Source organism: Nonomuraea sp. NPDC049269 (assembly GCF_043197155.1).
Lineage (GTDB): Bacteria > Actinomycetota > Actinomycetes > Streptosporangiales > Streptosporangiaceae > Nonomuraea.
This window is the reverse complement of sequence record NZ_JBICSO010000003.1, coordinates 731,348-745,441: the sequence shown is the minus strand read 5'-3', so window position 1 is coordinate 745,441 and position 14,094 is coordinate 731,348. Positions and strand designations below refer to the sequence as shown.

General features: G+C 69.1%; 8 protein-coding genes. 3 read left to right on the top strand and 5 right to left on the bottom strand.

The genetic code is table 11. The features are described 5' to 3' along the window. Positions 1–19: 19 nt before the first annotated feature. The gene (locus tag ACGFNP_RS21035) at positions 20–6,130 is read left to right on the top strand and encodes an RHS repeat-associated core domain-containing protein (RefSeq protein WP_393320873.1); all 6,111 of its coding nucleotides are present in this window, start codon (positions 20–22) and stop codon (positions 6,128–6,130) included. 99 nt (positions 6,131–6,229) lie between these two features. Here the strand turns inward: ACGFNP_RS21035 and ACGFNP_RS21030 are convergent, their stop codons facing one another. Continuing rightward, positions 6,230–6,943 carry a TetR/AcrR family transcriptional regulator gene (locus ACGFNP_RS21030; RefSeq protein ID WP_393320870.1) on the bottom strand — a complete coding sequence of 238 codons (714 nt, stop codon included), beginning with the start codon at positions 6,941–6,943 and terminating at the stop codon, positions 6,230–6,232. A 115-nt stretch (positions 6,944–7,058) separates the two neighbouring features. On the opposite strand from ACGFNP_RS21030, the gene ACGFNP_RS21025 reads away from it, so the two are divergent. Continuing rightward, a complete protein-coding gene (locus ACGFNP_RS21025; protein ID WP_393320868.1) occupies positions 7,059–7,940 on the top strand; it encodes an NmrA/HSCARG family protein in 882 nt (293 codons plus the stop codon). A gap of 81 nt (positions 7,941–8,021) precedes the next feature. Here the strand turns inward: ACGFNP_RS21025 and ACGFNP_RS21020 are convergent, their stop codons facing one another. The 4 genes from ACGFNP_RS21020 to ACGFNP_RS21005 all read right to left on the bottom strand — a co-directional run bounded on the left by ACGFNP_RS21020 (position 8,022) and on the right by ACGFNP_RS21005 (position 12,354). Further along, positions 8,022–8,660, bottom strand: coding sequence for a class I SAM-dependent methyltransferase (locus ACGFNP_RS21020; protein ID WP_358315976.1), 639 nt, complete (start codon positions 8,658–8,660; stop codon positions 8,022–8,024). 50 nt (positions 8,661–8,710) lie between these two features. Beyond that, a complete protein-coding gene (locus ACGFNP_RS21015; protein WP_393320863.1) occupies positions 8,711–8,911 on the bottom strand; it encodes a hypothetical protein in 201 nt (66 codons plus the stop codon). Between the two features lie 74 nt (positions 8,912–8,985). Beyond that, positions 8,986–9,993, bottom strand: coding sequence for a hypothetical protein (locus ACGFNP_RS21010; protein WP_393320860.1), 1,008 nt, complete (start codon positions 9,991–9,993; stop codon positions 8,986–8,988). Between the two features lie 48 nt (positions 9,994–10,041). Continuing rightward, positions 10,042–12,354 (bottom strand): BTAD domain-containing putative transcriptional regulator, encoded by a 2,313-nt coding sequence (locus ACGFNP_RS21005; protein ID WP_393320857.1) that lies wholly within the window; start codon positions 12,352–12,354, stop codon positions 10,042–10,044. A 202-nt stretch (positions 12,355–12,556) separates the two neighbouring features. Here ACGFNP_RS21005 and ACGFNP_RS21000 point away from each other — a divergent pair, with 202 nt between their 5' ends. Then, entirely contained in the window at positions 12,557–14,092 is a 1,536-nt protein-coding gene (locus tag ACGFNP_RS21000; RefSeq protein ID WP_393320854.1) for an amino acid adenylation domain-containing protein, read from the top strand. The last annotated feature ends 2 nt before the right edge of the window (positions 14,093–14,094 follow it).

Sequence of the window (14,094 nt, the reverse complement as noted above, 5' to 3'; positions counted from 1 at the left end):
CAGGAAGGGAACTTGGCTCATGAGTCGTAACCGATGGCTGATCGCGGCCTTGGGCTGCTTGTTCACCGTGTTGATGGCCGGCACCCCGGCTCAGGCGTCTCCGGCGATGATCGTCGATGCCATGGCCGGGCAGGGGCCGGTGAAGCCGAGCAAGCCGGACAAGGTCGAGCCGGTGCCGGGCAAGGACTTCGTGCCGCCGGCCGCCCGGCCCGACCCTGAGGCCGCCTCTGCCCGGAAGAGCGCGCCGAAGGCGGACTGGCCCGCGGCCGGCGCCGCCGAGGTCACCGTTCCCTCGGCGGCGAAGATGGCACGGACCCGGGCCGGTGACCTCCCCGTCTGGGTCGCGCCGGCCAAGCAACCGGGGCCGGAACGTGTGGAGGTCGAGGTGCTCGACAGGGCCGCCACCGAGCGGGCCGGCGTGTCCGGGTTGCTCTTCTCCGTCAAACGAGCCGATGGCAAGGCCGGGCGCGGGCCGGTGACCGTGACGGTCGACTATTCGGCCTTCAAGGACGCGTACGGCGGCGACTGGGCATCCCGCCTGCGACTTTCGGGAAACCAGACCTCGGTCACCGCCGTACGCAACGACCTCGAAGCCGCGACGGTGTCCGCCGAGGTGTCGGTCGGCGAGGCGGGGAGCACGTTCGCGCTGACCGCTGCGCCTGCGGGATCGAAGGGCGACTACAAGGCCACCTCGCTGGCCCCGTCGAGCACCTGGCAGGTCTCCGCGCAGTCGGGCGACTTCGCCTGGTCGTACCCGATGCGCACGCCGCCGGTGCCCGGAGAGCTGGCCCCGACCCTGGCGGCGTCCTACTCCTCCAGCGCGGTGGACGGGCACACCGTGGCGACGAACAACCAGCCGTCCTGGGTGGGTGAGGGCTGGAACCTGTCGCCCGGGTTCATCGAGCGGTCGTACAAGGGCTGCGCGGACGATCTCGGCGGGAACAACGGCCAGACCAAGACCGGCGACCTGTGCTGGGAGACCGAGAACGCCACCCTCTCCTTCGGCGAGCAGTCCGGGCCCCTGGTCTACCAGAGCGGCGTGTGGCGGCCGGAGGACGACGACGGCACCCAGGTAGAGCACCTGTTCCGTGCCGACCCCCAGGCCAACGGCGACGACAACGGCGAGTACTGGAAGGTCACCACCAGCGACGGCACACAGTACTTCTTCGGCCTGAACCGGCTGCCCGGCTGGGCGTCGGGGCGGGCCACCACGCAGTCGGCCTGGACGGCGCCGGTGTACGGCAACGACACCGACGAGCCGTGCAAACAGACCACGTTCGCCACCTCGGCGTGCCAGCAGGCCTACCGCTGGAACCTCGACTATGTCGTGGACGCGCACGGCAACTCGATGAGCTACTTCTACGAACAGGAGACCAACAAGTACGCCCAGAACATGGGCGCGACCACGGGCACCTACGTGCGCGGCGGCACGCTGGCGCGCATCGAGTACGGCACCCGGGCGGGCGCCGAGTACACCACTCAGGCGCCCGCCCGGGTGGTGTTCGACCGGGCCGACCGCTGCCTGCCCGACCAGACCTGCGCCACCACCCACACCACCACCGCCTGGCCGGACGTGCCGTGGGACACCGACTGCGCGACCACCGCGTGCGGGGACCGGACGTCGCCCACGTTCTGGTCCACCAAGCGCCTGGCGAAGGTGACCACCCAGGTGTCGACGGGTGGCGGGAACTACCGCGGCGTCGATGAGTGGGAGTTCGCCCACACCTACCCGCCGGCCAACGACGGCACCGGTGACAGAGCGTTGTGGCTGAACGGCATCACCCACACCGGCCTGGCCGGCACCCCCACGATCAAGCTGGACGCGGTGACGTTCGACGGCACGATGCTGGCCAACCGCGTCAACTACGTCACGGACGGCCTGCCCGCCCTGAACAAACCCCGGATCACCACCATCACCTCCGAGTCCGGCGGAGCGATCAACGTCAGCTACGCGTCGCCCGACTGCAAGCCGGGCGCCCTGCCGGCCGCGGCCGAGACCAACACCAAGCGCTGCTTCCCGCAGCGGTGGGCGATGCCGCCCGCGACCACACCGGTCAACGACTGGTTCCACAAGTACGTGGTGACCAAGGTCGTCGAGGACGACCTGGTGACCGATACCAAGGACATGGTGACCAGCTATGACTACGTCGGGGGCGGCGCCTGGGCGTACAACGACAACCCACTGGTGGCCGAGAACCAACGGACCTGGTCGGAGTGGCGCGGGTTCGAGAAGGTCGCGGTCCGCAAGGGTGACCCGGCCAACGACGAGAACAAGCCCGAGTCCAAGACCCAGTACCAGTACTTCCGCGGCCTGAACGGCGACCGGCTCAACGCCGCCGGCGGCGCCAAGACGGTCAGCGTCACCGACTCCTCCGGCGTGGCGCTGGCCGACGCCGAACCGCTGAAGGGCTTCGTCCGCGAGCAGATCACCTATGACGGCACCAACGAGATCACCTTCCAGGTCAACGACCCGTGGACCCGGCTCACCGCCACCCAGGGCACTCTCCAGGCGAATCAGGTGGAGATCGCGCGGACCGAGACCCGGGACTGGTATTCCGCCGGCAGCTACCGCGTCACCCGGGAGGAGAAGACCTACGACGAGTACGGCAACGAGACCCAGGTCAACGATCTGGGCGACGTCGCCTTGACCGGCGACGAGCAGTGCACGACCACCACGTACGTGCGCAATGCCGCCGCGATGCTGGTCGAGTTCCCCAGCAAGACCACGACCGTCGGCGTTGCGTGCGGCACTCCGCCGTCGTACCCGGCGGACGCCATCTCCGACATCCGGCTGTCGTATGACGGCCAGGACTTCGGCGCGGCGCCGCTCCGGGGGGACGTGACCAGGACCGAGACGGCCAAGTCCTACACCGGCAGCACGCCGTCCTACCTGGTCAGTGAGACCTCCACGTTCGACGATCACGGCCGGGTCAAGGAGTCGCGTGACGAACTGGAGCGGGCGACCACCACGTCGTACACCGAGGTCAACGGGCTGACCACCGCGACCGAGGTGACCAACCCGCTCGGCCACACGGTGACCACCACCCTCGACCCGGCCTGGGGGAGCACCGTCAAGGAGAAGGACGCCAACGACCGGACGACCTCGCTGACGTACGACGCGCTCGGCCGCCTGGTGAAGGTGTACAAGCCGGGCCGGACGGAGGCGGGCGGTGACAGCCCGCACCTGCGCTACGAGTACGGCGTGCGCCGCAGCGGTGGCCCGAACTGGGTGCTCACCAGCACGCTGGAGCCCAACGGCAACCGCGTCGCGACGTACGCGCTGTACGACGGCTTCCTGCGGCCCCGGCAGACCCAGGCCCCCAGCCCCACCGACGGCCGGATCCTGACCGACACCCTGTACGACTCGCGCGGCCTGGTCAGCGTCAAACGGGCCGCCTACCACGACACGGAGGCCCCCGGGACGACGCTGTACCAGCCAGAGGCAGGTGCGGTGCCGGCCGCGACCGTCAACGTCTACGACGGGGCGGAACGGCCGACCCAAGAGATCTTCCTGAAGCTGAACGCCGAGCAATGGCGCACCACGACGTCGTACAGCGCCAACTGGGTCAGCGTGATCCCCCCGGTGGGCGGGACCGCGACCACCACGTACACCGACGCCCGCGACCACGTGACCGCGCTGGTGCAGTGGCACGGCAGGACCTTCAGCGGCCCGAACGACGTCACCCGCTACGGCTACACCAAGGCCGGCGACCTGAACAAGATCGCCGACCCGGCGGGCAACGTCTGGCGCTACACCTACGACGTGCTCGGCCGCAAGACCAAGGCAGAGGACCCGGACAAGGGCCCCTCGACCATGACCTATGACGACGCGGACCAGCTGCTGACCATCACTGACGCGCGGGGCAAGACCGTCGCGTCGGTGTACGACAAGCTCGGGCGCGTCGTGGAGACCCATCTGGACTCGCCGACCGGGACACTACTGACCAAGACCGTCTACGACACCCTGGCCAAGGGCGAACTGACCTCCTCCACCCGCCATGTCAACGGACAGTCCTACGTCAAGGAGGTCACCGGCTACGACAATGCCGGACGCCCGGAGGGAACGTCGGTGACCGTCCCCGACGTCGAGAAGCAGCTCGCCGGAACGTACCCCACGACCATGACGTACGCCGCCGACGGCAGCATCGCCACCAAGACGGTGCCCAAGCTGGGCAATCTGGAGAAGGAGACGCTGACCTACGGCTACGACGATTTCGGCCGGCCGGACACGGTGAGCGGCGCCCTGACCTACGTCACCGACACCGAATACAACGAACTGGGCGAACTCGCCCAGCGTGAGCTCGGTCCGGCCGGGAAACGGCTGTGGGGCACCACCTACTACGAGGAGGGCACCCGCCGGGTCACCGAGACCCTCACCGAACGCGAGCAGGTCAACGGCATCATGGTGCACGACTTCACCTACGGCTACGACCCGGCCGGCAATGTCAGGCGCATCACCGACCGGACCGCGGGCGCGGCGAAGGACACCCAGTGCTTCACCGTCGACTACCTGCGCCGCATCACCGAAGCCTGGGCCCAGGGCACCGACACCTGCGCGGCCACCCCGTCCGCGTCGGTCATCGGCGGTCCCGCGCCCTACTGGCACCAGTACGGCTACGACCTGACCGGCAACCGCACCACCAAGACCGTCAAGGGCGTGGCCGGCGCCGCCGACGCGGTCACCACGTACGCCTACCCCAACCCCGGCGACGGCGTCGTACGGCCGCACGCGGTCACCGGCACGACCACGGGCTCGACGAACGCGGCGTACGCCTACGACGCGGCCGGCAACACGGTCACGCGGCCGGGACCCGGTGGCGCGCAGACCCTGGCCTGGGGCGCCGAGGGACTGCTCGAGTCGATCAGCGCCGGCGGCAAGACCACCGCCTACGTCTACGACGCCGGCGGAGAGCAGCTCATCCGGCGCGACCCCGGCTCGGTGACGCTGTTCGTCGGCGACGGCGAGCTCCGGCTCAACACCGCCACCGGCTCGACCACCGGAACCCGCTACTACGAGGGCCTGGGTACCCGGACCGGCGATGGCTTCACCTGGACGGTGGCCGACCACCACGGCACCTCCCAGGCCGCCATCGACGCCACCACGCTGGCTGTCACCTCCCGGCGGCAGGACCTGTTCGGCGACCCGCGCGGCGCGGCCACCGCCTGGCCCGCCGGCAGCCGCGGCTTCGTCGGCGGCACGACCAACCCCGAAACAGGGCTGACCCGTTTGGGCGCCCGCGAGTATGACCCGGCGCTGGGCAGGTTCCTCTCGGTCGACCCGGTCATCGATCCGTTCGACCCGCAACAGATGAACGCGTACGCGTACGGCAACAACAACCCGGCCACGATGAGCGACCCCGACGGGCTGATGTACTCCTCCCCCAAGAATCCCGTCAAAAAGTCGCTCACGAAGAACCGCAATGCCGCGAAGAAGCGGCTGACAACCGCCTTGCGGAAGCACACCGAGCGCCAGATCAAGCAGCGTAAGAAACTCAGCCGGGGTCTACGCGACTGGGGCAGAGCTCACCCGCCGGCCCGCAAATACATCCCATGGAAGGGCCCCCATGGCCCGGGGTACGAGGACTATTCAGGCCCCCACGGCCCAGGGTACGAGGACTATTCGGGCCCGCACGGTCCGGGGTACGAGAACTACAAGGGCAAGGGCGACTGGGATGTCGTTCTGGGCGACGGCTTCTGGTATCGCATACTCCAGCACATGGACTGGGCCCGCATGTTCGGACAGCCCGCCCACTGGGAGAACCTGGGCAGAGCCTTCGTGTGGATGTGGGAGAACCGGGGAAAGATCATCGGCACACTCGGGGCAATCGCCAGTGCGGTGTGTGTTTTCGGCCTTGTCTGCCTCGCGGCGAAAGCCCTGTGGATGCTCGGAACGGCGGACAGCTTCATTGGGTGTGTCGGTGGAGACAACACCTCTTGTCTTGGGACCACCCTGAGCATGGCGACATGGCTAATCGGCGAAACTGTGCTCAAGGACAGCAAGGCAGGTGGAATAGCTCTTGCTGGAATCGACCTCGCGTTGACCTGGATTCCATTCGGCGGCGACACGGTCAAACAATGGAATGGGGGTTCCCGTAAGGTTCCCAAGTGGTGCGGCAATGTATCGTGCTGAGCATTTCAGCCGTATAGGTAGCTAGTTTCGGCCCGAGCTCGCCGGAAGCCTTCCGGCGAGCTCGGCGGCGCGACCAGTAGATCTGCTCGCCTCAGGTCGTCAGCCCTCGGGGATGCCGGAGTCGGTGCGGTCGGCGTCGATCAGGTCGCTGAGCAAGGTGGCGACGGTGGTGGCGAGGTCTCGCAGCGTGGTGTCGGGGAGCGTCGGCTCGCGCTCGAATGCGCGCTGGACGGTACGCGCGAGCAGGTCCGCTCGCTGTTCCGGGCCGCCCGTGGGGGCGGTGCCTTCGGCGCGCAGGAAGCCCTCGAAGGTGGCCTGGTAGGCGTAGCCGAGCTCGTCGGGTTGCAGGTCGTCGCGGAGCAGGCCGTGCTCGGCGAGCAGTTCGAGGTAGTCGCGCGCCATGGTGCCGTGCCGGTCGTCGCGGGCGGTGTCGGGGGAGCTGGTCAGCTTGCCGAGCAGGTGGGGGTCTTGCAAGAGGAACCCGTGCAGCAGGGGGCGGTTCGTGATGGCCAGGAAGTAGGCGCGGGCGAAGTTGCGTAGCAGACATGTGTGCGGGTCCTGCCGCAGTGCCTGTCGTAGCTCGTCCATCGCGCAGAGCACCTCGCGCGCGAAGACCGCGCTGAACAGCTGCTCGCGGGTCTTCCAGTGCAGGTAGACGGTGCCCTTGCCGATGTCGGCTCCGGCGGCCACGTCGTCGATGGTCACCCGTCGGTAGCCGTGGCGCAGCAGTAGGTCCGCCGCCACGTCGAGGATCCGGGTGGCCCGTTCGGCGCGCTGCTGCGGGTCTCGGAGTCGTTCGGTGCTGGTGCTCACGCAGGGACCATATGACCAGATGCGAGATTTGGTCAAGCGCCGTCTTGCGGTTGACTAATTTTCAAATTTCGTCATATGGTCACGTCGTCGGCATCACCTACGGCAGGAGCGAGTCATGAACGGCAAGACCATCCTCATCACCGGCGCCACCGGGAACCAGGGCGGCGCGACCGCCCGCCACCTGCTCGCCGACGGTTGGCGGGTCCGCGCACTCGTCCGGGACGACACCGCGCCGGCGGCTGCCGCGCTCGCCGCCGCCGGTGCCGAACTCGTCCGCGGCGACCTGGACGACCGCGCCTCCGTCGACGCGGCGATCCGTGGCGCGTACGGCGTCTACAGCGTCCAGTCCGCCAACGACAACGAGATCGCCCAGGGCAAGAACGTCGCGGACGCCGCCAAGGCCGCGGACGTGCGGCACTTGGTGTACTCGTCGGTCGGCGGCGTGGAGAGCCAGAACCGGTTCTACGTGGAGCACGGCTGGGGGCCCATCGACAAGTGGCAGATCGAGGAGCACCTCCGCGGTCTGGGCGTGCCCGCGACGATCCTGCGGCCCGCCGGGTTCATGGAGGACTTCACCAGTCCGGCGCGGTTCTTCCAGAACGGCTCGCTCAACGTGCCCTGGCACGACGACCTGGTCATGCAGCTCGTCGCCATCGACGACATCGGGGCGTTCGCCGCGCTGGCCTTCGCCGAACCAGACGTCTACCTGGGCAAGGCCATGGAGATCACCGGCGACAGGCTGACCGCCCCGCGGATCGCCGACGCGCTGAGCAGGGCGGCCGGTCGCCAGGTTCCGCACACCCAGATTCCGCTCGAAGCTCTCTGGGAGCACAACCCCGAGGTCGCGAAGGTCTTCACCTGGGCGAACGAGACCTACTACGACACCGACCTGGCGCCCTTGCGGAAGGCCCATGCCGCCCTCATGGACTTCACCACCTGGCTGGACCGATCGGGCAAGGCGCGGCTCCTGGCGCAACTCGACTCCCTGCCGGCGTAACGGGTCGAGCTCTCCGGCCAAGGCCCGCGTTGGGAGCTCGGAACCGTGGCAGGCCGTCGCCTGTGCCTCCGGTCGCCGGATCTACTGTCTGCGCAGCAACAGGTGGCCTCGGCGGAAGCGTTCACCCTCCAGGGGCTCACGCAGCATCCGGCCGATCTCGACGAACTCGGCCTCGTACGCCAGCCCGGCAAGGTCGTCGATCGGCCACCGGTAAGCCGGCGTCACCTTGTGGTCGAACACCGTCACCGGGTCGCCCTCAGACTCGAAGAAGGCGAGCAGGAGGTGACCTCCCGGGGCGAGCACCCGGCGGAATTCGGCGAAGTACGATCGCAGGTCCCCCGGTGGTGTGTGGATGACGGAGTACCAGGACACGACACCGCCCAGCGTGCCGTCGGGCAGGTCCAGAGCGTCCATCGAACCGACTTCGAAGCGCAGGTCCGGGTAGGCCTGGCGGGCGAGGTCGATCATCGTCGGGGACAGATCGATGCCGAAGGCGTCCAATCGCAGGTCCCGCAGGTGCGCTGTCACCCATCCGGGCCCGCAGCCAAGCTCGGCTACGGGCCCAGCACCAGCGGCCCGTACGAACTCGGCGAACGCGCCGAGTATCGCGCGATCCAGCGGCACCTCGGCGAGATGGCCCCGAAAGAGATCGGCATATTGAACGGCGACGGCGTCGTAGGCCTCCGCGGTGGCACTCAGATAGGAGGGGGATGTGGTCACGACGGACGATGGTAGCCCGCGCTCCGCCTCGCGGTGGCCTCTTGCCCCTGTCAGTTCCGGCGACCGGCCAGCACGTCTCGGAGTGCTTCGCCGGACGAGGTCTGGGGGAATGCCTGCCGCCGGCTGGTGTAGGAGGGCAGGTCCAGGGCGCCGAGTGCGAAGCCGAGAGGATGCAGCAACGGCTCCACGCCGTGACAATCCTCGGCGAGGTCGTCGATCAATGCGGCGCACGCCTTCAGCTGCGCATCCACGCATCCGGAGACCGCGAGACGCAGGCTACCCAAGGGGGTGAGCCGCAGCTCGCAAGTCGGGGACACGCCAACGGTCAGTCGCCGTAGGGGTTTGACGGGGCTAACGCCTGCTGGATGATGTACGCGACGTCATGATCCGTATAGGACAGCAGGGGAAGATTGAGCTGTTCGAAAAGCTGTCTGATTTCTGCCACGGTGGGTGCTTCCGCAAGCATGGTGTCAGCGACGGCGCTGAAGTTCACGGGCCGGCCCTGCCGGAAGCTGATCGACAGGTGCGTCAAATAGTCCGCGTAGAGCTTCGTGTAGCTCCGGATCCGGTACGCACGCCACCCTTTGTCGCTGACGGTCATCAGGAGATAGTCGTCGCAGCGATCGAAGCGTTGGTTCGACCAGACCGAGGACAGGGACAGTTCTATGTCCAGGAGCGAGCCCTGATTGTACTGGAAAGCCGCAAGAATGGTTGCGAGGCAGGACAGCTGAATATTCTTCCCGGTGCCTTCGCCGTTGTCCTGCGACCATAATTCTTGAGCGATCTGCTGTTGATATCTGGCATAAGCATCGCACAGCGGTAAATCATCTGGGTCAAGGATCTGAATGCGGACGTGGATGGGTCTGCTGCGCATTCGCGACAGCCGGGCGAGCTCGGGCAGGGTTTTGGCCCGAAGGTAGGTGCCCGTGCCACCCTTGAATTCCCAGAAGGCGCAGGCCCGGCGGGCGTCGGCGAAGGCCCGGCTGATCGCCGGACCGGCCAGGACCTCGACTTCCGCCAACCCTCTGAGAAGTCCGCGCACCGGCGCCAGCTCTCCCGTGAGATCCTGCACCTCCCGGTGCTTGCCGAGCGTCGCGTCGAGTTCGTTGACGAGGTGGGAGAATCTGCGCAGCACCGATTCGCCCGTGTCCTGTTTGCGCCAGCGGTCCCTGAGCAGCGAGAAGGCGAGTACGGCCAGCGTCACCAGAATCGCATTGCTCACCACGTCGACCGAGACGGTTTCCAGCACTCCGAGAACACTGAAAACAACTGCCAAAGCAAGCGCGAGCGCGGTGTCGGCCTGTTCCTTCGCCCGAATGAGCCACTGCCGCATGGCGCCACCTTTGGGAAGATCACGAGACCCGACCTCTCTGGAGAACTTCTACCCGAAAGCGCCATCAGCCAGACATGAACTGCTGCTCGCATTATGCGCGGCAGTCACATCACGCCCTGCACTCTCAAATACCTCTTTTATTCGCAAGCTCTCCGATTCGGTTGGAGCACGGCGCGGTTCATTGGGCGGGGCGTCCAGCAGGACGCCCGTCCAGCCCGGCTGCCCTCCGGTCAGCTCGGGGTAGCCGCTCATCGCGTCCATGAGCCGCCAGCCGGGCGGGCTCTGCGTGGCGCTCTTCATCGCCGCGATGAGGTTGGCGCGTTCGGCTTTCAGCCAGGCCAGCGCGGCGGGCCTGTCCGTGAAGCCGATCGGGCGGTCGCGGTCGCCATCGGCGGTCGCGGCGGTGGGCGCGAGTACGGGTGTGGGGGTGGATGCGGATGTGCGCAGCGTGAGCGGGTAGGCGAGGTTCCCTGCCTCTCGCAGGACGCGTAGATACCAGTCCATCAGCGCGTCCAGCGCGCGGGTACGGTCGGGTTCGCTCTCCTCGGCCCGGACGCGCTCGCGCGCGTACTCCCGCATCAGGTCGTGGAAGGTGTAGCGGCCCGGGTCGCCCTCCTCGATGAGGTGGGCGGCGGCGAGCCGGCACAGCAGGTGATCGGTCTCGGCCAGGGGCGCACCGGAGAGCGCGGCGGCGGCCTCGGCGGTGAACGTCGGTCCTGGGATGAGGCCGAGCAGCCGGAACAGCCGCCGTGACGGCGGATCCAGGCGGTGATAGGACAGGTCGAACGCGCCTCGTACCGCCGCGTGCGGATCTCCGCCGACCGCCAGTGAGGACAGCCGGGTCATGGTGAGCCGGCGGACCTGGCCGGCGATGCCGGCGCAGGGGCGGCCGAGGATGCCGGCCGCCGCGATGCGCAGCGCCAGCGGGAGGTAGCCGCAGGCCCTGGCCAGTTCGCGGGCGGCGTCCCGTTCGGCCGCCAGGCGCTCGCCCCCGAGCAGCCTGCCGAACAGGAGGCCCGCCTCGTCCGGGGCCAGCATGCCGAGGGGAACGGGGACCGCGCCGTCCCGGGCGACGAGGCCGGCCAGGCGGTCCCTGCTGGTGATCACTGCGGCGCAGCGCCGGCCGCCCGGCAGGAGCGGACGGATCTGCTCCTCGCTGCCGGCGTCGTCCAGGATCACCAGGATCCGCCGGTCGGCGAGCAGGCTGCGGTACGCGGCGCTGGCCTCCTCCTCCGTGACCGGCACGCGTTCCGCGGGCACGCCGAGCCCGCGCAGGAACTGCCCGAGCGCCTCGATCGGGCGCAGTGGCCGCTCCGGCGAGTGGCCGTGCAGGTTGACGTAGAGCTGGCCGTCCGGGAACCGGGAGCGGATCCGGTGCCCCCAGTGGAGGGCCAGTGCCGTCTTCCCGACCCCGCCTGCGCCCGTGATCATGGCGATCCCCACCGTGTCGCCGCCGGTCGCGACCGAGTCCAGCAGGCCGAGTTCGGCCGCCCGGCCGGTGAACTGCCCCGGCTTCGGCGGGAGTTGCGACGGCACCGCCGACACCTCCGGCTCCGTCTCGGCCGGGGCGGAGAGGCCGGGTGACCTGACGGTGAAGACGTTCCCCCGGAGGATCCGCTGGCGGAGTTGCAGCAGCTCGGGGCCGGGGTCCAGGCCCAGCTCCTCGATGAGGCGGCGGCGGGTGCGTTCGTACTGCTCCAGCGCGTCCACCCGTCGGCCCGCCCGGCACAACGCCAGCATGAGCAGTCCGACCAGGCCCTCCCGGAAGGGGTGCTCAGCGACGAGCCCGGTCAGTTCGGGGACCAGCCCGGCGTGCCGGCCCGCCCGCGTCTCGACGTTCAGGCATTCCTCGGTGATCGCCAGCCGTTCCTCGCCGAGGGCGTCGCGCAGCCGGTCCAGCAGCCCCCCGCCGGACACGCCCGTCAGCGGCTCGCCCCGCCACAGCGTCAGGGCCCGCCTCAGCCCGGCGGCCTGCGCCTCGTCGGTCTCCATGGTCCGCGCCCGGGCGACCGCGATCCTGAACTCGTGTACGTCCACCTGCTCGGCGGCGAGCACGAGCAGGTAACCCCTCGGGTAGTACGCGATCGTGACCCCGGCTCTGGCCAGGGCGGGCCGTAATCGCGAGACGTACCCCTGCACCATGCCCCGCGCGCCCGCCGGGGCCCGCTCTCCCCACAGCCCCTCGATCAGCCGTTCCACCGACACGGCCCGGCCCGCCTCCAGCGCCAGCAGCGCCAGCACCGCCCGCTGCCGCGGCGGTCCGAGGGGGATCTCCTGGTGTCCACGCCACGCCCGCACCGCTCCGAGCAGCCCGATCTTCAGTACGTGGTCGAGGGCCGGCAGTTCGCATCCGTCTGGCATATCGCTCCCCGTCTGGCACTTGTGGTTACAGCCCGCCATACGAAAGACACGAGACGCAGTCCAGTAGAAATCCTGACGAAATCAAGCCCCCGTGCAGTGCAGTGCGTGACTCTGAACGCGTTCTCGGGGGTTCATTCGCACTCGAATGACCATGGGATGAAAGTACGCGGTGCTCACCGGAGCATCTCGGAAAGAGGCAACCTTGTCTTATCCGCACGACCTGATGACCGACCTGATGAAGGACTTCGCCGGCGCGGTCAGCCGTTATCCAGACCGCCCGGCGATCACGCACAACGGCCGGATCGTTACCTACACCGAACTCCACGCGTGGGTGCACGCGACCGCCCGGCGGCTGGGACCGCGTCCCGGGGTGGTCGGGGTGATGGCATCACGGTCGCCGGCGACGGTGGCCGGCCTGCTCGGCACGCTGGCGGCAGGCGGAACGTACGTACCCATCGATCCGGCGCACCCGTGGCCGAGGCGGCGGGCGCTGATGTCGGCGAGCTGCTGCACGACAGTGATAGCGACTGAGCCCGCCGAGCCCGGCGTGCGCCTGGTCGACCTCCCCAAATTCCCCAACCTCGCCGAAGCCGCCCATACGCCGGAGACGGACGCGGACGCTGTCGTCGCCGGGGAAGATCCGGCGTACATCCTGTTCACGTCCGGTTCCACCGGCGCGCCCAAGCCCGTGGTGACCCCCAGGCGGGCCATCACCACCGCGACCCGCGCGCTGCGAGACCTGTTCGCCCTCACCCCCGCCGACCGCGTCCTCCAGTTCGCGTCGCTGAACTGGGACACCTGCTTCGAGGAGATCCTGCCCACGCTCACCACGGGCGCGACGCTCGTCTTCCACGACCACGCCCACTCGGGATCGTTCCACCGCGTGCTGCGCATGATCGACGCCGAGCGGATCACCGTGCTGGACCTGCCGTCGGCGTTCTGGCACGAGCTGGTGCGCCACCTGGTGGACGAGCGGGCCACGCTGCCCGCGTGCGTCCGGCTGGTCGTCATCGGCGGGGAGGCCGTGAGCCCGGCGCGGCTGGCCGACTGGCGCGCGCTCGGCACCGACGGGATCCGCCTGGTCAACACCTACGGGTGTACGGAGACCACGCTCATCACCCACGCCATAGACCTGCACGGCCCGCTGGCGGCCGGGGGAGCGGGGGAGCGGGTGCCGATCGGGCGCCCCCTGCCGCACGTCCGGCAGCACCTCAGCGAGGACGGCGAACTGCTGGTCGGGGGGCCGTCACTGGCGCTGGGCTACCGGGGCCTGCCGGAGGCGACAGCGGAGCGGTTCGTCGAGCTCGGCCCCGAGCGCTACTTCCGCACCGGCGACCGGGTCAGCCTGGCCGCCGACAGCCCGGCCACCGACGGCCAGGCCGCCGACGGCGTGCTCGTGTACGAAGGCCGGCTCGACCACGAGCTCAAGATCCGCGGCATCCGGGTCGATCCGGGCGAGGTCGAGGCGCAGATCTCCGGTCATCCGCGGGTGGGCGCCGTGGCCGTGGCGGGGGTCACCGTCGCCGACCACACGACGCTCGCCGCCTACATCGTCCCCGGCCCGTCCACCGCCGCCGACCCGGCACTGGCCACCGACGTCCGCGACTACCTGCGGGACCGCGTCCCGTGCCATCTCGTGCCCAGCCGGATCACCGTCGTCCCCGAACTCGTCTACACGGCGAGCGGAAAAGTCGACCGGGCCGGTTCGCATCGGAGATACGCGTCCGCCACCGTTTGAGG

Excerpts from the sequence above, each read along its gene's own strand:
- ACGFNP_RS21005 (WP_393320857.1), bottom strand. The coding sequence starts at position 12,354 with ATGCCAGACGGATGCGAACTGCCGGCCCTCGACCACGTACTGAAGATC.
- ACGFNP_RS21010 (WP_393320860.1), bottom strand. The coding sequence starts at position 9,993 with ATGCGGCAGTGGCTCATTCGGGCGAAGGAACAGGCCGACACCGCGCTC.
- ACGFNP_RS21025 (WP_393320868.1), top strand. The coding sequence starts at position 7,059 with ATGAACGGCAAGACCATCCTCATCACCGGCGCCACCGGGAACCAGGGC.
- ACGFNP_RS21035 (WP_393320873.1), top strand. The coding sequence starts at position 20 with ATGAGTCGTAACCGATGGCTGATCGCGGCCTTGGGCTGCTTGTTCACC.